This window comes from Mesorhizobium sp. M1334 (genome assembly GCF_040317995.1).
Classification (GTDB): Bacteria; Pseudomonadota; Alphaproteobacteria; order Rhizobiales; family Rhizobiaceae; genus Mesorhizobium.
Map to the genome: position 1 here is coordinate 1 of NZ_JAMYLM010000025.1, position 17,693 is coordinate 17,693.

At 59.9% G+C, this 17,693-nt stretch carries 14 protein-coding genes and 5 pseudogenes; 10 read left to right on the top strand and 9 right to left on the bottom strand.

The window, feature by feature from the left end; genetic code table 11:
• Positions 1-179 precede the first annotated feature (179 nt).
• Positions 180-470 (bottom strand): hypothetical protein, encoded by a 291-nt coding sequence (locus NKH17_RS27915; RefSeq protein ID WP_352972836.1) that lies wholly within the window; start codon positions 468-470, stop codon positions 180-182.
• 19 nt (positions 471-489) lie between these two features.
• Positions 490-1,005: pseudogene (locus NKH17_RS27920) on the bottom strand (ISNCY family transposase); the annotation flags it as partial.
• A gap of 79 nt (positions 1,006-1,084) precedes the next feature.
• Between NKH17_RS27920 and NKH17_RS27925 the strand changes: the two are divergent.
• Entirely contained in the window at positions 1,085-1,435 is a 351-nt protein-coding gene (locus NKH17_RS27925; RefSeq protein WP_352972838.1) for a hypothetical protein, read from the top strand.
• A gap of 271 nt (positions 1,436-1,706) precedes the next feature.
• Here NKH17_RS27925 and NKH17_RS27930 read toward each other — a convergent pair whose 3' ends face one another.
• The 3 genes and pseudogenes from NKH17_RS27930 to NKH17_RS27940 all read right to left on the bottom strand — a co-directional run.
• Positions 1,707-2,858 carry a porin gene (locus NKH17_RS27930; protein ID WP_352972840.1) on the bottom strand — a complete coding sequence of 384 codons (1,152 nt, stop codon included), beginning with the start codon at positions 2,856-2,858 and terminating at the stop codon, positions 1,707-1,709.
• 317 nt (positions 2,859-3,175) lie between these two features.
• On the bottom strand, positions 3,176-3,832 hold the full coding sequence (locus NKH17_RS27935; protein WP_352972842.1) for an antitoxin Xre/MbcA/ParS-like domain-containing protein: 657 nt from the start codon (positions 3,830-3,832) through the stop codon (positions 3,176-3,178).
• Positions 3,833-4,454: 622 nt separating this feature from the next.
• Positions 4,455-4,691: pseudogene (locus NKH17_RS27940) on the bottom strand (NrtR DNA-binding winged helix domain-containing protein); the annotation flags it as partial.
• On the opposite strand from NKH17_RS27940, the pseudogene NKH17_RS27945 reads away from it, so the two are divergent.
• A pseudogene (locus tag NKH17_RS27945) lies at positions 4,688-4,825 on the top strand (IS5/IS1182 family transposase); the annotation flags it as partial. The pseudogenes NKH17_RS27940 and NKH17_RS27945 overlap by 4 nt on opposite strands.
• A 59-nt stretch (positions 4,826-4,884) precedes the next feature.
• Here the strand turns inward: NKH17_RS27945 and NKH17_RS27950 are convergent.
• A pseudogene (locus tag NKH17_RS27950) lies at positions 4,885-5,554 on the bottom strand (IS6 family transposase); the annotation flags it as partial.
• A 108-nt stretch (positions 5,555-5,662) separates the two neighbouring features.
• Here NKH17_RS27950 and NKH17_RS27955 point away from each other — a divergent pair.
• Complete coding sequence (locus NKH17_RS27955; protein ID WP_352972844.1) at positions 5,663-5,770, top strand: AraC family transcriptional regulator; 108 nt, start codon at positions 5,663-5,665, stop codon at positions 5,768-5,770.
• Positions 5,771-5,854: 84 nt separating this feature from the next.
• Here the strand turns inward: NKH17_RS27955 and NKH17_RS27960 are convergent, their stop codons facing one another.
• A complete protein-coding gene (locus NKH17_RS27960) occupies positions 5,855-6,763 on the bottom strand; it encodes a LysR substrate-binding domain-containing protein (protein ID WP_352972846.1) in 909 nt (302 codons plus the stop codon).
• 103 nt (positions 6,764-6,866) lie between these two features.
• Between NKH17_RS27960 and NKH17_RS27965 the strand changes: the two genes are divergently transcribed.
• The 4 genes from NKH17_RS27965 to NKH17_RS27980 all read left to right on the top strand — a co-directional run bounded on the left by NKH17_RS27965 (position 6,867) and on the right by NKH17_RS27980 (position 14,385).
• Positions 6,867-8,411: a trimethylamine methyltransferase family protein gene (locus NKH17_RS27965; protein ID WP_352972848.1), complete on the top strand. Its 1,545-nt coding sequence runs from the start codon at positions 6,867-6,869 to the stop codon at positions 8,409-8,411.
• Between the two features lie 48 nt (positions 8,412-8,459).
• On the top strand, positions 8,460-9,626 hold the full coding sequence (locus NKH17_RS27970; RefSeq protein ID WP_352972850.1) for a mandelate racemase/muconate lactonizing enzyme family protein: 1,167 nt from the start codon (positions 8,460-8,462) through the stop codon (positions 9,624-9,626).
• Positions 9,627-9,693: 67 nt separating this feature from the next.
• Positions 9,694-12,132: a GcvT family protein gene (locus tag NKH17_RS27975; RefSeq protein ID WP_352972852.1), complete on the top strand. Its 2,439-nt coding sequence runs from the start codon at positions 9,694-9,696 to the stop codon at positions 12,130-12,132.
• Between the two features lie 225 nt (positions 12,133-12,357).
• The gene (locus NKH17_RS27980; RefSeq protein WP_352972854.1) at positions 12,358-14,385 is read left to right on the top strand and encodes a CocE/NonD family hydrolase; all 2,028 of its coding nucleotides are present in this window, start codon (positions 12,358-12,360) and stop codon (positions 14,383-14,385) included.
• A gap of 208 nt (positions 14,386-14,593) precedes the next feature.
• On the opposite strand, the pseudogene NKH17_RS27985 reads toward NKH17_RS27980, so the two are convergent.
• Together NKH17_RS27985 and NKH17_RS27990 are read right to left on the bottom strand one after the other, a co-directional pair.
• Positions 14,594-15,038 (bottom strand): annotated as a pseudogene (locus NKH17_RS27985) (transposase domain-containing protein); the annotation flags it as partial.
• Between the two features lie 47 nt (positions 15,039-15,085).
• Positions 15,086-15,319 (bottom strand): transposase, encoded by a 234-nt coding sequence (locus NKH17_RS27990; RefSeq protein ID WP_352972953.1) that lies wholly within the window; start codon positions 15,317-15,319, stop codon positions 15,086-15,088.
• Positions 15,320-15,499: 180 nt separating this feature from the next.
• On the opposite strand from NKH17_RS27990, the gene NKH17_RS27995 reads away from it, so the two are divergent.
• From NKH17_RS27995 to NKH17_RS28005, 3 genes are all read left to right on the top strand, one after another.
• A complete protein-coding gene (locus NKH17_RS27995) occupies positions 15,500-15,787 on the top strand; it encodes a transposase (protein ID WP_352972857.1) in 288 nt (95 codons plus the stop codon).
• Positions 15,788-16,310: 523 nt separating this feature from the next.
• Positions 16,311-16,508, top strand: a complete 198-nt coding sequence (locus NKH17_RS28000) for a hypothetical protein (protein WP_023722661.1) — start codon at positions 16,311-16,313, stop codon at positions 16,506-16,508.
• Positions 16,498-17,664 (top strand): recombinase family protein, encoded by a 1,167-nt coding sequence (locus tag NKH17_RS28005; protein WP_352972860.1) that lies wholly within the window; start codon positions 16,498-16,500, stop codon positions 17,662-17,664. Before NKH17_RS28000 ends, NKH17_RS28005 begins: the two co-directional genes overlap by 11 nt.
• The last annotated feature ends 29 nt before the right edge of the window (positions 17,665-17,693 follow it).

Consider the following 17,693-nt stretch of genomic DNA (forward strand, 5'->3'; position numbering starts at 1 on the left):
TGGATCCGATCGGCGAACTCCCATACGGGCCGGCGGCAAATGGAAGGCCGCATCAGAGGCCGGACAGATGTCAGCACCCGACTACGCGCCGCTATACTGCCTTTCGAAGATTCTTCTTGCGCTCACGGGGGCGTCCACAGATGTGCTGAGAGTTCTGCAAATTCGCTGAGCGAGGGCGTTCATGGCAGGCTGGTGATGTTCAACGTCACCTGATTCCCGCGAAGGAACGCCACCATGACCAAGACAGAAGGTAAATCCGCCAGCGCGGGCGCACCAATGAGGAAGGCCAAATTCTGATAGAAGGTGATAACGGCGGCGCTCTCGCTGTCGCCAAGTTTCCTGGCTAGGATTTGGGCGGACGCGTACAGGGCTGCAGCCAGGAGGGTCAGCACGGCTGCCCACTGGAAGGCTGCAAGACCGGGTTGCAGCGTGATGATCACGCCGACCAAACCAACCACCAGAGCGATCAAGGTGGCTTCGTGAGGTCGCTCACCAAGAAAAAGGATTGCAAGGCCTGCGATAACACTCCGCAGCGGCCAACCTTGCCAGTGCCTGTTCTCGCTGCGCAATGACAGCCGGATCGTTCATGAAATCCGCTCTCCGACCAGCCTTCCTGCCACGCTTCTGGTATTGAATCTGCTCACTGTTCGTCTTGACCTTCGGCGCCGGTCGCGCCTCATCCTGCTGCGCCTTGATCCAGGACAGCACCTCGCCAAGCCGCTTGTTCTCGGTGATTGCGGTGTGCGTCACACGCTGCTCCTTGTCGAAAACGGTGTAGGGCAGGGAGCACGCCTTCCAGCGAACGTCCAGGCGGCCATCGGCAAACTCATAGATATCGACATACTGGCCAACCAGGCCGATCGAGATCTCGTTCTTCTCAAGCATGATCTGCCGCCGTTCATAGGAAAACGACAATTGCTGGCCGACATGACGCTGTTCACGCTTGCACAGCACGTCACGCAGCCGATCCGGCGCCCTTCGACAGGGGCGGCTCGTTTCAAGACTTCCCATCCACTATACTTGGAACTTTTCGACCGTTCGACGATCTGACGGCCCCCTTCACAAATGGCTCGGCCTAAAACGCATGGGAAAAGCAGAAAAGGCAACAGATCGGCACCAGAATGAATATGGCCGCGCCACTGAGAGACGCGCCAACAATCGGCATCTCGCATGGTCGGTGGCACTGGACGTGCCGCCCACCCTGCTGGCGCGACTCCCCATCAAGGTCGTCGGGGTTTCGCTGGCGAAAAAACTTCCGCCTGTCTCAATAGAAGTCGAGGAGATCGGCGAGAGCGCTTTCGATACGCAGCCGGCAGGGGCGCCTAACTTTCCAAGTGCGAGACGCTGGTCCCAGGGGGGCGGCGGCGCGGACCTCTTGCCGGCGCGGAATCGGGTGACCGGATGCCGGCTCGACGCCTTTGCTTTTCAACATTGAACTGCCGCCAGCGCCGAGTTGCAGATCATGCCGTTCTGGCATGGAGAGTGCGGTCCGCCTCACTGTTGCGCGCGATCCTCTCGGTTGCGCGAGTCTGATAACCTTAAAAAGGGCGCCCGGGAACAGGGCGCCCTTCTCATCGACGAAATGCTCGGATTGGAGGTCCGTGATCAAGCAATCCGCCGAAAACCTCTAAGCCTCACCACAATGGTTCAGCCGCAAATTAGGCTCACAGTTACCGCTTCGAACGCGGCAACGGGCTCTTCAATCCTCAGAACGAGCGCTGGAAGCGGAGGAGACCGCCGACGCTGTTCTTCTTGTCGGCATTGGTCCAGTTAGAGAAGTCCACATCCCCGAACTTGCCAGCGTGGAGATAGTCGACTTCGGCCGTGATCGTCAGACCAGGAACGATATCGTAGGCGACATTGGCGGCAATGCCGAGGTTCTTCAACTCGTCATACGCCGCCTGAAGGTTGAAAGAGGTCTTCTCGTTGAACTTGTAGGTGCCGCCGCTCCAGACGGCCCAGTTGCCACCCCACTGCTTGTAGAAGCCGCGACCGCCGGCAGGAATAGCGTAGGTCCCGTCAGTTAGGTTGTCGTCGGTCCCATAGCCAGCCATAATGAACAGCGACAGTTCGTTGGTGGCGTTCACATCCAAGCGGGCCTTGCCGGCTACCTCTTCGTAGTTGCTGTCGTAAGCCACGACGCCGGTGATGGCGCCCCAGCCCTGCGCGTACTTCACGCCGCCGACAAGATGCGGAACGTAGCTGTCGATCGTGCCGACGACGCCAGACCCCTCTTCGAGCGATACCACGGCGGAGAAGCCATTGCCGGCGTCGAAGTAGTACTGCACGACGTTGGTGTCGAAATCGCCGTAGGGAACGAGCGTATCGTTGAGGACGTTGCCGGCATAGCCGATAAACGTATCGAAGGCCGATTCGTCCTTGCCGACGCGAAGGCCACCGAGTTGGATCCAGGCGAAGTTCAGTGTGATGCCCCTGTTGAAGGCATAGTTCTGGGGACTGTCGGGACCCGAATAGGCGTTGCGGTTACCGAAATTGAATTTGGTTTCGGTGTATGTCTTCAAAGTACCGAGTTCGGTTTCCTGGCCGGTCCAAGTCCTTAGGTCAAAGCGGGCGTTCTTGCGCCAGGTGCCCTGGTCGCTACCGTCTTGGACGTCGTGGGTCCGCGCCCCGTCGTAGGAGCCAACGTCGCCAGCGCTGATGTCGTAACGGACATAGCCGCCGATGCGCAGGCAGGTTTCGGTGCCGGGGATGTAGAAGTAGCCAGCGCCGTAGACGTCGCAGATCTTGACGTATTCAGCGGGTTCTGGCTCGGCGACGATTACGGCGTCGGCGGCGCGCGCACCGGAAACTGCGATCAGTGCCGCAGCGGAGCCGAGAAGAAGGCTCTTGATGTTCATACTTGATCTCCATTCAATGATTTGAAAGGGGCGAGGACGTCGATGGACGAACCGCTCCCTGTCCCCACGATCGAAAAAGATGCGCATTCGCAATGCATCCTTCCCGGCTCCAACGCTATTCACCGGGCGAATTAGTGCAAGTTCAAATTCCTTTTGCCAGCCACTTATCTAAGTATCAGTTGCATTTTTACCACTAAATCACCAGTATTAGTTGCACAAATTGGACAACTATACATTTGAACAAATCGCACAATTGGCACATCTGCTTTGTGCGCACGTACATAATGCGCGGACAGCCGTCGGCATCCGGCCAATCGTCAGATAGATTCAATCAGAGAAACAGCCTGGGCGGCGGATGCGACGACTTCTGCGTTCATACCTTCCCTGAGCAATTCGATAGGAACGCGACCCTTGAGAAGGGGCGACGGGCTGATCAGCCACAGCCAAGCCAATCTGGGATCGGAGATCGAGGAAAGGACCTGCCTAATTCCGGGCATGGGCCTGCCGTCGATGAACTGAGCCAGGGGAAATACATGCTTGCGGGAGCCTCGCCGGAAGGCAACCACATCATTATGCCGCTGCCACCAATACAGCGTGGATCGCGGTATTCCAAAACGTCTCTCGAGATGCGTCGACCCCGCAACTGGACCGGCCCACTCTGCAATGCGCGCTCCTTCTCTCGGGCAATCTTTCAGAACCGGATGCGCGAGCGGATGATCGGCTGCCCGTGGTCGCGAAGCGATCTCACCCGCCTGGGCGTTTAGCCCTCGCGCTGCTTCGGCCTCGAGCCTACCAAGAAATTCGGCGGCCACGTCGGTCAAATCGCCGGAAGGAGAACCCGAAGGCGCAACAGCCGCCTTGTCACGCTGCCTCGCCTCATCGCATTGGGCAAGGATGCGCTGCACCTCCCTCATGACAAAGCTTGAAAGCTCGGTCTGGCGCGTTTCATCCCCAAGATCACTCGACGCGGACATATGTGGCTTTCCCAATAGCATTCCCTCAGCAAGCCGCCGAAAGAGCGTTGAAGATATGAAGTTTGGGGGATGGCGATGTGTTGCGTTTTCGTATGCTCGCAACCTAGCAGCCGTCTTGCGGCTACAACTTGTGCCTCTCAATAAAAAAAGGTAATAATTACAATGACGACCCCCCCCCCCGATCGAAACAGACACACATTGCAGTGCATGCTTCACGGCGTGACGCTATCCGCGACGCCCATTTGTGCAAGTTCAAAGTTTAGCTTGCCAGCGTTATATAATTAGACGTTGCTTTTATGCAACAATTTTCCAAGTTTTACTTGCACAAACCGAACGTATTGCACATTTGGACGAACTGTACATTCGACAGCGACTTTGACGCGCGCATTTACTGGCGGTATACATCCTTCGCCGTTGCCGCAAGGCATTGGCTCGGCGCGCGGCACCTCCTTCATGACAAAGGTTGAAAGCTCGTCTTCGGGCGTTTCATTTCCAAGATCACTTCGATCCACTCATAGGGGCTTCCCGGCAGCGAGATCGTGGGTTCGGACGGTGCGAGGGAATATCCCGTTATAATCGAATTGATTATAAGGGCATATCACTACGTTGACTATAAGGGATGTCAAGCCCGCGCCAGCGGCAATTTTGTCCCGGCGGCCGCCGTTTCGTCGAGGACGTCTTGGCGGAAGCGATAAAGCTTCGCCGGCCGACCGCCGGTATCAAAAGCACTTTCGCCGGTCTCCTCCACCAGTTCCTGCTGCTCTATCAGCCGGCGAAAGTTCTGCTTGTTGATAAGCCGGCCGGCGAGCGCTTCCACGGTCCGCTGCAGTTGCAAGAGCGTGAAGGCCGATGGCAGTATGGAGCGATATCTTCCATGCACTTGCCGGTGCGGATGGACCGCCGACCCAGCTTCTCATCGATTCCTCGGCCGTGCGGGCGCATCGTTGCGCGGCCGGGGTAAAGGGGGGAGCACAATCAGGGGCGATGTCACGTTGTCTGCATATACAGGAGTTGAGACCTGCGGCCGCTGATGTCAGCTGACTACGGCCACCGGCTTGCCATTCCGCCATGGCCTGCAGGCGGTGAATATGTGTAGCGAGAGCAGAGCGTTTTGAGCGAGGCGGGACGAAGAGATTGCGCAGAGCCGAGAAGACCGAAACGAAGCGTTGCAATGCTCCTGGTGATCGGAAGCCTTGCATCATCCACTCTCGTTTTCGCAACGGCACACGGGCATTCTCCGCCCGGTTGTTCAATCCCTTGTGCGACCGATGCTCGATGTCCGGCATCACCTGTCGCTTGGCTGCTCCATTCGGTGATCATGCGCTTCGGCGCGACGCCTTGCTTCTTCAACAGCCGCGTCAGCAAGCGCTTGGCCGCCTTGGTGTTGCGGCGGTTCTGGACGATCTCGTCGAGCACAGAGCCATCCTGGTCGACGGCACGCCACAACCAATGTTTCCTGCCGGCGATGGTGATAACGACCTCGTCCAGGTGCCAGACATCGTTTCGACTGGGCAGCTTGCGGCGCAAGCGGCGAGCGTAGTGCGGACCGAACTTGATGCCCCACCGGCGGATTGTCTCATACGAAACGACGATCCCGCGCTCCAGCAGCATTTCCTCGACCAGACGCAGGCTCAAGGGGAACCTGTAGTAGAGCCAGACTGCATGGGCGATAGTCTGCGGCGGGAAACGATGGCGCTTGTAGCTGATGGTCGCGGTGTTCATGCCATCGCTCTGTGCCGCAAATCCCTGAGCGCGAGTTAAGTTGATAACGCCCGGTACTACGCACGCCTGAGACTTGAGCGAGCCAAACGCCTGATTGAGCAGACAAATATGCCATTTCTGGAGATAGCGGTCGCCTGTGGCTTTGTTTCGTCTTCCCATTTCTCGAAGTGCTTTCGCGAAATTTTTGGCAAGACACCGAGAGAATGGCGAAGCTAACGGCGATCTCTGAGGCTTCGGGCGGTGGCACGCTTCGCACTCGGCTGTTTACTTTAGCCGCGGCTGACGCCTGTATGACGTCGGTCAAACCAGCTTGTCAGGAGCGTCTTCGAGGATCCAGTCCTTGACCAGCTTAGCTTCCGGAGCGAGGTCCACCGCTCTGTTGCTGACGATGAAAAAGGCATATCCGGTTGCCCAGTTGGCATCGAGGGCTGGGACAAGCAAACCTTCGCTCAGCGGATGGTTGACGAGATGCGTCCAGCCCAGTGCGATGCCTTGCCCGCCAACTGCGGCTTGGACGACAAGGCTGTAATCGTTGAGACGCAGGCCCTCCCCGACGTCGGTGAAGTCAACCCCGAAATGGGCGAACCAGTCCTTCCACGCTGGACGTGGCCGGTGGGGCTCGTCGAGGTGGATGAGGGTCCGCCCAGCGAGATCGGGCAGATCGCGTGGCGCGCTGGCCTGAAGTAGGTAGCTAGGGCTGCAGACCGGGATGAGGCTCTCACCGCCGAAACGGAAAGCGCGATAGTTAGGCCAATCGCCCAGCCCGCGGCGGACACCGATCAAATGGGGATCCGGCCCCAAATCGGTGTCTCGGTCTGCCGTCTGGATGCGAATTTCGATATCCGGGTGCAACGCACGAAACTTTGGGAGCCGCGGAATCAGCCAATGGCTGGCGAACGCCGTCGACGATGACAAAACAACATGTTTGTCCTCCGTGGTCCGGCGGACAGCCTCGGCCGATCGCGCAATATGGCCGAGGCCCATCGCCACGTCGGCGTAGAAACGCTGGCCGGCTTCGGTCAATAGAATCCGTTTATGCTGGCGGACGAACAGCTCGACCCCGAGGTCACCCTCGAGGCTCTTGATGGCCGAACTCACAGCGGCCTGACTGACGCGAAGCTCTTCGGCCGCGTTGGTAAAACTCAGATGCCGTCCCGCGGCCTCAAATGTAATGAGGCCAGCAGGGCTCGGAATGCGTAAACGGGACATGCATAACTTCCACTTATGCGCGCATCAGATTAATTGCGGTTTACCTCGAGGTTTTCACCAATCAAACTTATAGGAGGAAAAGAAAAAGGGAAGACGGAAAAGCATGTCCGAGCTACAGGCGCCGACACCTCGAGCACGCGGTCGCTCGAACCGACGTCCTCCAGCCGGGGGCCATGAGGCGGCGGCCATTCTCGCCGGCGTTGAGCTACGGATCCGCCCCTACGATCTGCTTTCCGAGGAAGGCCTACTGGCGATCGAGGACGCCGCCGCCGTGATCCTGGAGGAAATCGGCATCGAGTTCCGAGAAGATCCGGAATCTCTGGATCTGTGGCGGTCTGCGGGCGCCGTGGTGCAGGGCGAACTGGTCCGCTTTCCAAGGGGCATGCTCGGTCCGATCCTGAAAACCGCGCCTTCGACTTTTACGCAACATGCCAGGAACCCGGCGCGTTCCCTCAAAATTGGCGGCCCAAATGTCGTGTTTGCGCCGGCCTATGGCCCGCCTTTTGTACGCGATCTGGAAGGCGGTCGACGCTACGGGACGCTCGGCGATTTCGAAAACTTCGTCAAACTCGCCTACTCCATCCCGTGGCTGCACCATTCCGGCGGCACTGTCTGCGAGCCCGTCGACATTCCGGTGAACAAGCGGCACCTCGACATGGTATCGGCCCATCTGCGCTACTCGGACAAGCCTTTCATGGGCTCGGTCACCTCGGTCGAACGGGCCGAAGACTCGATCGAGATGGCCCGTATCGTTTTCGGCCGAGAGTTCGCCGACCAGAACTGCGTCATCCTCGCGAATATCAATGCCAACTCTCCGCTCGTATTCGATGCCACCATGACAGGCGCGCTCAAGGTCTATGCCCGCGCCAATCAGGGGACGGTAATCGTGCCTTTCATCCTGGGCGGGGCTATGGGTCCGGTGACAACGCCCGGCGCCATCGCACAGTCGTTTGCGGAGACGATGGTAGGGTGCGCCCTGACCCAGCTGGTGCGGCCAGGCGCCCCCACCATCTTCGGCAACTTTCTGTCTTCGACCGACCTTCGTACCGGGTCACCAACCTTCGGTACCCCAGAACCGGCATTGGGATCGCTGGTGGTGGGCCAGCTCGCACGCCGTCTGGGCCTGCCGCTGCGTTGCTCAGGCGCCTTTACGTCGTCAAAGGTGGCTGACGGTCAGGCGATGATGGAAAGCGCCGTCGCCATGCAGGCCGCCGTCCAGTGCGGCGCCAATTTCATCTTGCATTCGGCAGGTTGGCTCGAAGGCGGGCTGACCATGGGCTACGAGAAACTGATCCTGGATGCCGACTTCTGCAGCGCGCTGCACGTCTACATGGCTGGCCTTTCAGTCAATCCCAACCAGCTGGCGCTCGACGCATTCCGCGAGGTAGGCCCAGGGAAGCATTTCTTTGGCTGCGCCCACACTATCGCGAACTATCGAACGGCTTTCTGGGAGTCGGAGGTCGCTGACAACAACAGCTTCGAGCAGTGGCGTGACGCCGGGGAAAAAGATTCCCTGGTCCGAGCCAACGCGCGGTGGAAGAAGCTGCTTGCCGAGTACGAGGCGCCGCCTCTTGATCCGGCCATCGACAACGCGTTGGCCGATTTCTGCGCGCGGAAGAAGTCCCAGCAGACTGACCAGTGGTACTGAGCAGTCAAGGCCAGCACCAGCTCAATTTTCTCGATTTCGGACAAGGCAATGAAGATACGTTCCGTAAAGGCGACTCCGGTAAACATACCGCTTGAGAAACCACTTTGGTGGACTGGCGGACATTATCCCGGCACATCCAAGGTGATCATCGAAGTTGAAACTGACCAAGGGCTTGTCGGTCTTGGTGAGGCGCCTTCGGTCGATGTCTTGGCAACCATTCTAGCTATGGGCGAAAGGCTGGTCGGTCAGGATCCCCTCGACATCGCCAATTGTGAATCCTTGACTGTCCCACCATGGCAAATCGTCCAAAACACCGACGATAGTTCCGTTGTCAAAGCTTTCGGCGCGATTGAAATCGGTCTCTGGGATATCAGAGGCAAAGTGGCGCAAGAGCCCCTTTACAAGCTGCTGGGCGGTGCTGTCAGGAAGGAAATTCCCTTTACCGAATACTTCGGATTCCGTGAGGGAGGAGAAATGTCGCCCGAGGCGGTGGCTGACTATTGCGTACACATGCGGGAGCTTCACGGCTCGACGATGTTCGAGGGGAAACTCATCTTGGGGGATCCGGTTCTTGAGATCGAGACCGTGAAGGCGCTCCGCTCCGCCTTGGGGCCGCGAGACATGATCCGGCTCGACAGCAATATGCAGTGGTCCTTACCGACTGCCATCCGGATCCTTCGCGAAATCGAGCCTTTCGATATCAGGAACTATGAGGATCCCGTAGCCACCTTCGAAGAGATGGAGGTATTGCGCCGACATTCGGCCATACCCTTCTCCACCCACGTGCCGGATCTCCGCTGGGCTGTTCGTATCGGCGTGCCGGACTTCATCGTCACCAATTTTGCGGTTCTGGGCGGCATTTCCCGCGCCGTTCGATTTATCGGCGCCTGTGAGACCATGGGCGTCGGGTTCTGGTGTTATTCGGGCGACGCCGGGGTAGCAACGGCGGCCTACCTGCACATGTCGGCGGCAATGCCGTGGATTACGGAGCCATCCCAGTCCCTGTTTCGATGGCAGATCGGCGATGTCATCCAGGGTGGTCCGTTCCGTCAGACCAACAATGTCGTCACCGTGCCCGAAGGCCCTGGCCTGGGTGTGGAACTCGACAGAAGTGCGTTAGCGACATGGCACGCACATTTTGTTGAGCACGGACCTCTCGACCACTTCTTTGACCCAGCTCAGGCTGGTCGGTTCAGACGTCTTCCCCTCGCTTAGCGAGTGCTAAGCCGGCCGGTCCCTGAACTAAAAAGCGATCGCCTCTTCCAGCCAAAAGCGGACAAACATGACAGCTGAAAAACAATTTCCAACGCACGCCCGCGCGGTCGTCATCGGCGGCGGCGTTGTCGGATGTTCCATCCTTTTCCACCTCGCAAAATTCGGCTGGAAAGACAGTGTGCTCCTTGAGCGAGACGAACTAACCAGCGGGTCAAGTTGGCATGCGGCGGGTCAGATCCATACCATCAGCTCGGATCCGAACATCAGCCGCCTCCAGGGCTACACAATCAATCTTTACAAAGAGATCGAGGAGACGTCGGGCCACTCGGTCGGGCTTCATAACACGGGCGGCTTCTACCTGGCGTCGAACAACACCTGGTACGAATACCTGAAGCGGGAGCGGTCGAAGGCCCGCTACATGGGGATTGACCAGGAATTCATCAGCGTCAAAGAAGCGGCCGACCGGCACCCACTCATCGATCCAAGCCACTATCTCGCGGCGCTGTGGGACCCGCTCGACGGTGATGTCGACCCTTCGGGTGTCTGCTACGCTTACGCAAAATCTGCGCGCGTGCACGGCGCGCAGTATTACACCCACACCCCTGTTATTGAGACTCGCCAACGGAAGGACGGTACCTGGGACGTGGCCACTCCCAAGGGAACCATCAGTGCAGAGCACGTGGTCAACGCCGCCGGGCTCTGGGCGCGAGAAGCTGGCAAGATGGCTGGCGTAACCATGCCGGTGCAGCCTATGGAGCACCACTACCTGATTACGGAGGATATCCCCCAAATCGTCGAACGAATGGCTTCCGGCAAGCGCCTCCCGGCGGGCATCGACTACGAGGCTAACATTTACTTCCGACAGGAGCGTAACGGCATGCTGCTGGGCACGTACGAGCCGAAGTCCACGCCTTGGAAGGTGGCTGGCACCCCAATGGACTTTGGCCACGAACTGCTGCCATCCGACCTGGAGCGGATCGCAGACCGCCTCGAACTTGCGTTTGAACGCATTCCAGCCCTTAGCCAGGTGGGTATCAAAACCGTTGTAAACGGGCCCTTCACGTTCGGCCCTGACGGAAACCCGATGATCGGCCCGGTCCCCGGTCTGCAGAACTATTGGGCCGCGGTCGGCGTAATGGCCGGCTTCTGCCAGGGCGGTGGTGTCGGCCGGTCGATTGCGGAATGGATGATCGAAGGCGAACCGTCGATTGATGTCTGGGCGATGGACATCGCGCGGTTTGGCAACTTCGCGACCGCGGACTGGGGCACGGTAAAGTCCTCAGAGAACTATGAACGCCGTTTCGTCATGACGTTTCCCAATGAGACCCTGCCGAAAGGACGGAGGCAGAAGACGACAGCGCTCTACGATCGCCTGGTCGCGAAGGGCGCGGTCATGGGGGTGAGTTTTGGCCTGGAGCATGCTCTCTGGTTCGCCGACGGGCCGGAGGATGCGCACGAAGAGCCGACGTTCGAGCGCAACCGGAGCCATGACTACGTTGCTCGGGAAATCGAGAGCGTTCGCACGAACGTGGGCGCCATCGAGATCGCCAACTATTCGAAGCACGAATTTGCCGGACCGGGAGCGAAAGCGATCCTCGATTACGTCCTTGCCGGAAAACTTCCCAAGCCTGGTCGGATAGCGTTGACGCCAATGTTGACCCCCAAAGGCAAACTCTATGGGGACCTCACCGTCGCCTGCCTATCGGAAGACCGCTTCATGTTGTTCGGATCAGGAGCGGCACAGGAAATGCACCGGAGATGGTTCGAGCGGCTCCTGCCGACCGAGGGGGTAACCTATACGAACCGTTCGGACGAGCTCCACGGGCTGGCGATCTCGGGTCCGAAATCAAGAGAACTGCTATCGCGGATTACGCGGGAGGACGTGTCTAACAACGCGTTCAAATTCCGCGATATCCGGGAATGCGTCGTGGGTGACGTTCCGGTTATCCTCTCGCGCCTCTCGTTCTCAGGCGAACTGGGCTATGAAATCTATTGCCGTCCGCAGTTCCTCATTCGTTTGTTTGAAGCGGTCGAACACGCAGGCGGTGACCTCGGGCTGCGCTTTTACGGAAGCCGGGCCCTCATGTCGATGCGCCTCGAGAAGAACTGCGGGGTTTGGACAATGGACTTCCGCCCGGATTTCGACGCAGCTGAGAGCGGACTGGCCGCTTTCATCGACTGGAACAAAGACTTCGTCGGCAAGGAAGCCGCAGCCAAGGCGCGCGACGCGGGGCCCGCTCGGAAGCTTGTCGGTCTGATGATCAATGTCGACGACCGTGACGTCGTTGGAGACGAAGCGCTGCTCAAGGATGGGGTCGCGGTCGGTTATATTTCCTCCGGGGGCTATGGGTACCGCGTCAAGAAGTCTTTGGCGTTAGGCTACGTTCCTGTCGAGTTCGCTACTAACGGCACCGCGCTAGATGTCGAAATCGACGGACAAATGTTTCCAGCGGTGGTGATGATCGAACCACTATACGATACGAGCGGTGCTTTGATGCGATCTTAGTTTGGCGATCCCCGAGTACATTCGTGTTGGTAGAAGCTACGATAGAAATTCTCAACGAAACCGAATTCTTGGTATCGAACCTGGTTTACAGGGACTACATGGCCCGATGCTCCTGCCGCCCAATTGCCCGTACACCTGCCCCGGCCGAAGAAGGCCTAATCCTGTAGGCCGGCTGCGTAGCGCCGCCGGGCCAATTTCACAGCAGGTCCATAGACTTCGGAGATAATGATGTCCCTCGACCCGTCAAACATGCGCAAAGTCCGCGAGATCGAATTGTGCTGGATCCCCTTGTCAGAGGGCACGCGGTTGGCCGCACGCATCTTCATGCCCGAAGACGCCGAGAGTAATCCGGTGCCGGCAATCCTCGAATATATCCCCTATCGGCGTCGTGACGCTACGCGCGCCCGTGATGACCTCGCCCACCCTTACTTTGCTGCGCATGGTTATGCCAGCATTCGTCTGGATATCCGCGGGAGCGGCGATTCTGATGGCGTGATCCTCGATGAGTATCTGAAGCAGGAGCAGGACGATGCCGTCGAGGTGATCGCCTGGATCGCCAAGCAGCCCTGGTGCAACGGCGCAGTCGGCATGATGGGAATCTCATGGGGCGGTTTCAACTCGCTGCAGGTGGCGGCGCGCCGCCCGCCGGCGCTGAAGGCGATCATAACCGTCTGCTCTACCGATGATCGTTATGCCGACGACATGCACTACATGGGCGGCTGTGTCATCACGGACATCTTGGCCTGGGGGACTAGTTACTTCGGCTGGATGTCGCGCGCGCCGGACCCGCTGATGGTGGGCGAGGAACGCTGGCGCGACATGTGGATGGAGCGGCTCGATGCCATGACCCCGGTGTTCGCCACTTGGCTCGAGCATCAGCGGCGTGACGAGTACTGGAGACACGGCTCGGTCTGTGAGGACTTCTCCGCTATCGAGGCCGCAGTCTTCGCCGTGGGCGGGTGGGCTGACGGCTATTCCAACGCCATCTTCCGTTTGCTGGCCGGATTGAAGGGGCCGCGCCTCGGTCTCGTCGGTCCATGGGGCCACAAATATCCTCACACCGGAGTTCCCGGCCCTGCAATTGGGTTTTTGCAGGAAGCGCTGCGCTGGTGGGATCACTGGCTAAAGGGCGCCAAAACGGGCATCATGGACGAGCCGATGCTCCGAGCCTATCTGCAAGACAGCGTTCCTCCGGCATCGCATTATGATGTGCGTCCGGGCCACTGGATCGGAGAGCCGTCGTGGCCCAGCGAGAATATTCAAAGCAAGACGTTATGGCTAGCGCCGCACGCCCTCGGTGAAAAACCAAACGATCAGACGACGCAGGTGGTGAATTCACCCGGGAACACGGGGATGCACGGCGGCGAATGGTGCCCGTACGGCATGGGCGGGTTGTCACCCGAGTTGCCCCTGGACCAGCGCGAGGAAGACGGTAAGTCGCTCGTGTTCGACACCGCACCACTGACAAAGCCTGTGGAGATTCTAGGTGCACCGATTGCCGTGCTGGAGATATCGGCCGACCAGCCGAACGGCCTCGTCGCTGTTCGGCTGAACGATGTTGCGCCAGATGGAACCTCCACCCGCGTTACATATGGTGTGCTCAATCTAACGCACCGGGAGAGCCATGAGACGCCAAAGCCGCTTGAGCCGGGGGCGCGGTATCGAGTCAGGGTCCAGCTCAATGAAATTGGCCACATGTTTCCGGCGGGGCACCGGATCCGGCTTGCGTTGTCCACGGCATATTGGCCGATTGTCTGGCCCTCTCCACGGTCGGTCACGCTGACCGTCTTCATGGGCGCCAGCAACCTTGTGTTGCCAACCCGGAGCGGGCGCGCCGAGGATGCTGAGATTAGGTTTGCAGAACCCGTGACGGCACCGCGGACGAAGTATACATTGGTGCGGCAGGGAAAGGTCGAGCGTACTATCGGACAGGACATCGTCACAGGCGAGACAGTTCACACGGTGATCCGCGACGACGGGAATTGGATCATCGACGCCATTGGCGTGGAGGTCGCGTCTATGAAGGAGGTCCGTTACCGAATCCGGCCGAACGAACCGACAAGTGCCCGCATGGAAGTTTGTGAAACCTACGACTTTGCCCATCCTGGATGGCGGAGTCGAGTGGAGGTCGAAACTGCGCTTTTCTCGACCCCGGATCATTTTCTCGTCGAGGCCAACCTGCGCGCCTATGACGATGACAGGCGCATATTCTCCCGGTCCTGGCACCGGCAGATTGCGCGCGATCTTGTCTAGATAGGTAACGGGGCCTCTGGCGCCGCAGCCGGACTTTCGGCAGAGGCGATCGTTCCTCAAACGATGGTGTGACGGCGTCTCGTAAGACGACTTTCCAGAGCCTGCTCCGCGCTCTACGTAGATGGCATATGCCCAGATGCGTTGTCTCAACTACGTGGCCCCGGCGACGGAGTCGTTCCAGATGCATTTTGGCAAGCCGGTGATGGATAACGAAGCGGGCTGGGGCCGGCGCCTGGACCACTACCTCTTCGCGGGCGCGACAGGCATACTTTGGCCGACGAGGGACGATCACCCGGAACTGAGCGGGGATCATGTCGAGACGTTCGGAGACGTCCTCGCCCATTACATGCAACTGGCCTTCGCAACACGGGCAGAGCTTGTCGGAGACGTCGATCACCTGCTCGACGCGCGGCAGGTGAGCGGGCAACGAGCCACGGTTAGTGCGGCGCTTGCTAGTCCGGGCATCACGCTTCGCAGGGTCTGCCGCTTCCTCGCTGGCGAAGCTTTCCGCCTTCACCTATTCGGCTTCCTCCAGTCCGAGGAGCAGTTGGTCCTCAGGCAGGCTCTCGGCCCTCCGGCCGAAGCGATGGCGCTGCAGCTCCTTGATGGATCTGGCGCAGCCTCTCGTTCTCCGCGCGCTCGGCCAGAAGCATCGCCTAGAGCGCATGAGGATCGTTGGGAAGGATAGTGGCCGCGTCGGTCACGAAGCGGATTCAACCATGAATTCCGGTGATTTGGCAACGATAGTCAGCCCATGTCGGCGGGCCACTACCGAAACTACCGCGCCAGGCGCAAGCGATTCCTCCACGATCTGTGCCCGATCGTCAGCCCTCCAGCGCCGACGCCCCATCGCGCCGTTGATCACCTCAAAGCGCCGAACCTCGCCTTCCGGCTCAAGTCTATGGTCAAGTCCAGGCACAAAACGATCCTCCATGCGGATCGTCAAATTGCGCCCTTACATCACCCCGGAGAAGGTGCTAGCGGGATGACGCTTACGATGTGTCTCTATCGCGCCATCGACAATGTCGGCGTAAGCGATGCGCCAAAGCACCTTGCAATAGGCCCATGAACATGGAGCTTTCGCGCGATGACATTGGAACATGCGAAGGGCGATATGGTCGCAGAGATCAGCGGCGGGGCGCCGGCCGAAGATTGTGCAGCGGTGCCTGGGCGCGTGCGGCAGCGGCGGCTGTGGAGTTGCACGGAGAAGCGCGCGTTGGTCGATCTGGCGAGCGCGGCGGGTTCGTCGGTGGCCGAGGTCGCGGAGGTGTTCGGCGCAGCTCCGTCACAGCTTTATGCTAGGCGCAAGCAGATGGCCGGCGGCGAGCCCGAGGCCGATCGGGCGATGGCAACTTTCGCGAGGATCGAAGTGACGTTGCCCCCAGTTTCTATCCAGTTTTGAGTTCGTTTCCGGCGTGGGTTGTGCCCTGCTGGGCGGGTGAAGCGACGGGCGCTGGCGCGGAGCCTTTGGCATCGCGCAGCGCGAGCGACCGTCGCGGATTGAAGGTGCCGGCGAACTCGGCCGGTGTCTGCCAGGCGATTTGGGAGTGCGGCCGGGCGGTGTTGTACAACACGACGAGAGAACGCCCACGGGACCGAGGAACGCAAGTTTCTTTATCCATGGCATCCCTGGGCCGGGCGTTGTGTTCACGTTCATGAGGTGATCGAGAAGGCTGACCGGGAGGTTTTCCGCTGCAGTCTCTCTGGCCACGCCTCCGATCGGTGGCTGGAGGTTCCGGCCTGGATGTTTGATCGCGCGGTCTGCACCGCGTGGCGCATTGCCGCTGCCCCACATGTCGATCCCAGAACGCTTGGCGTCTTGGTGACACTGCTGCAGGACGCGACGGCCAATTCCCACACCCCATCGCAATTGGAGGTTTCGGGCGCAGCATCGGATCCTCACGACGCGAATCGGGGAGAGGTCCATGCCGCGCCAGCCCACGACATATCAGTTCGATCTGTTCTCCAACCCGCACGATGCGGAGACCGCGCAGATGCCACCATGGCAGGCGCTGCCGGAAGAGACGCGCCTGACGCTGACAAAGCTGATGGTGCGCCTGATCCTCGACCACGTCGACGGCGAGCGCGCCGTTCCACGGGAGGAGGCACGCCATGATGCATGAGAAGATCCGGCCCCACCATCTGGAGCGAAAGGCGATCCTTTATGTGCGGCAGTCCTCGGCCCATCAGGTTCTGCACAATCGTGAGAGCAGCGCCCTGCAGTATGCGATGCGCGATCGCCTGGTCGCGCTCGGCTGGTCTTGCATCGAGACGGTCGATGACGATCTCGGCCGCTCTGCTGCTGGCGGTGTCGCGCGAGCGGGCTTCGATCGGATGGTCGCAGCAGTCTGTCTCGGCAAGGTTGGGGCGGTTGCGGCGCGGGAGGTATCGCGCTTCGCCCGCAACAGCCGCGACTGGCAGCAGCTCATCGAGATGTGCCGCGTCGTCGATACCGTGCTGATCGACCAGGAGACGGTCTACGCACCGCGCCAGGGCAATGACCGGCTGCTGCTGGGATTGAAGGGCAGTCTCAACGAGTATGAGCTCGATCTTCTGCGTCAGCGCTCCTTGTCGGCCCGCTATGAGAAGGCCCGGCGCGGTGAACTCGTCGTCGCTTCCCCGGTCGGCTTCGTGAAGGTCGGCGACCGGCTGGAGAAGGATCCCGACCGTCGCATGCAGGAGGCCATCATCCTTGTGTTTGACAAGGTGGCGGAACTCGGCAGTGCCCGCCAGGCCCTGCTCTGGTTCCTCGAACATGGGCTGGATTTGCCTGCCAAGCGCAACAATGGCGATGTGGTCTGGCGCAGGCCAAGCTATGCGACCGTCCACCGAATGATCGAGAACCCGATCTACGGCGGCGCCTACGCCTATGGTAAGACTCGTGCTGCGTCGGGATATGATGCAACAGCCATTCGTTCGCGCAGCCGCCGTAAGGCGCGTGATGAATGGCTGGCGCTGATCCCGGGTGCACACGAAGGCTACGTCAGCTGGGAAAGGGCGGAAGCGATCCGCAAGATGGTGAGCGACAACGTGCCCACGAGCCGGCATCACGGGGCGCCCAAGCATGGCGACGCTCTGCTCGCCGGCCTTGTCCGCTGCCGGCGCTGCGGCCGCAAGCTGACGGTCCGCTACACGGGAACCAACCACAACATTCCGCGCTATCCTGCTGGCGTGGTCTGCTTGACAATGGCGAGCCGCGTTGCATCGCCTTCGGTGGACTACGCGTCGACGCCGCCATCGAGGAAGCTCTTCTGCGGGTTGTCGAGCCGGCAGCGATAGCCGCGGCCGTCGAGGCCGAAGCGCAAGCG

Coding starts and splice junctions, on each gene's coding strand:
- NKH17_RS27975 (WP_352972852.1), top strand. CDS start 9,694: ATGACAGCTGAAAAACAATTTCCAACGCACGCCCGCGCGGTCGTCATC.
- NKH17_RS27970 (WP_352972850.1), top strand. CDS start 8,460: ATGAAGATACGTTCCGTAAAGGCGACTCCGGTAAACATACCGCTTGAG.
- NKH17_RS28005 (WP_352972860.1), top strand. CDS start 16,498: ATGATGCATGAGAAGATCCGGCCCCACCATCTGGAGCGAAAGGCGATC.
- NKH17_RS28000 (WP_023722661.1), top strand. CDS start 16,311: ATGCCGCGCCAGCCCACGACATATCAGTTCGATCTGTTCTCCAACCCG.
- NKH17_RS27965 (WP_352972848.1), top strand. CDS start 6,867: ATGTCCGAGCTACAGGCGCCGACACCTCGAGCACGCGGTCGCTCGAAC.
- NKH17_RS27955 (WP_352972844.1), top strand. CDS start 5,663: ATGCCATTTCTGGAGATAGCGGTCGCCTGTGGCTTTGTTTCGTCTTCC.
- NKH17_RS27925 (WP_352972838.1), top strand. CDS start 1,085: ATGGGAAAAGCAGAAAAGGCAACAGATCGGCACCAGAATGAATATGGC.
- NKH17_RS27930 (WP_352972840.1), bottom strand. CDS start 2,858: ATGAACATCAAGAGCCTTCTTCTCGGCTCCGCTGCGGCACTGATCGCA.
- NKH17_RS27980 (WP_352972854.1), top strand. CDS start 12,358: ATGATGTCCCTCGACCCGTCAAACATGCGCAAAGTCCGCGAGATCGAA.
- NKH17_RS27935 (WP_352972842.1), bottom strand. CDS start 3,832: ATGTCCGCGTCGAGTGATCTTGGGGATGAAACGCGCCAGACCGAGCTT.
- NKH17_RS27960 (WP_352972846.1), bottom strand. CDS start 6,763: ATGTCCCGTTTACGCATTCCGAGCCCTGCTGGCCTCATTACATTTGAG.
- NKH17_RS27995 (WP_352972857.1), top strand. CDS start 15,500: ATGGTCGCAGAGATCAGCGGCGGGGCGCCGGCCGAAGATTGTGCAGCG.
- NKH17_RS27990 (WP_352972953.1), bottom strand. CDS start 15,319: ATGGAGGATCGTTTTGTGCCTGGACTTGACCATAGACTTGAGCCGGAA.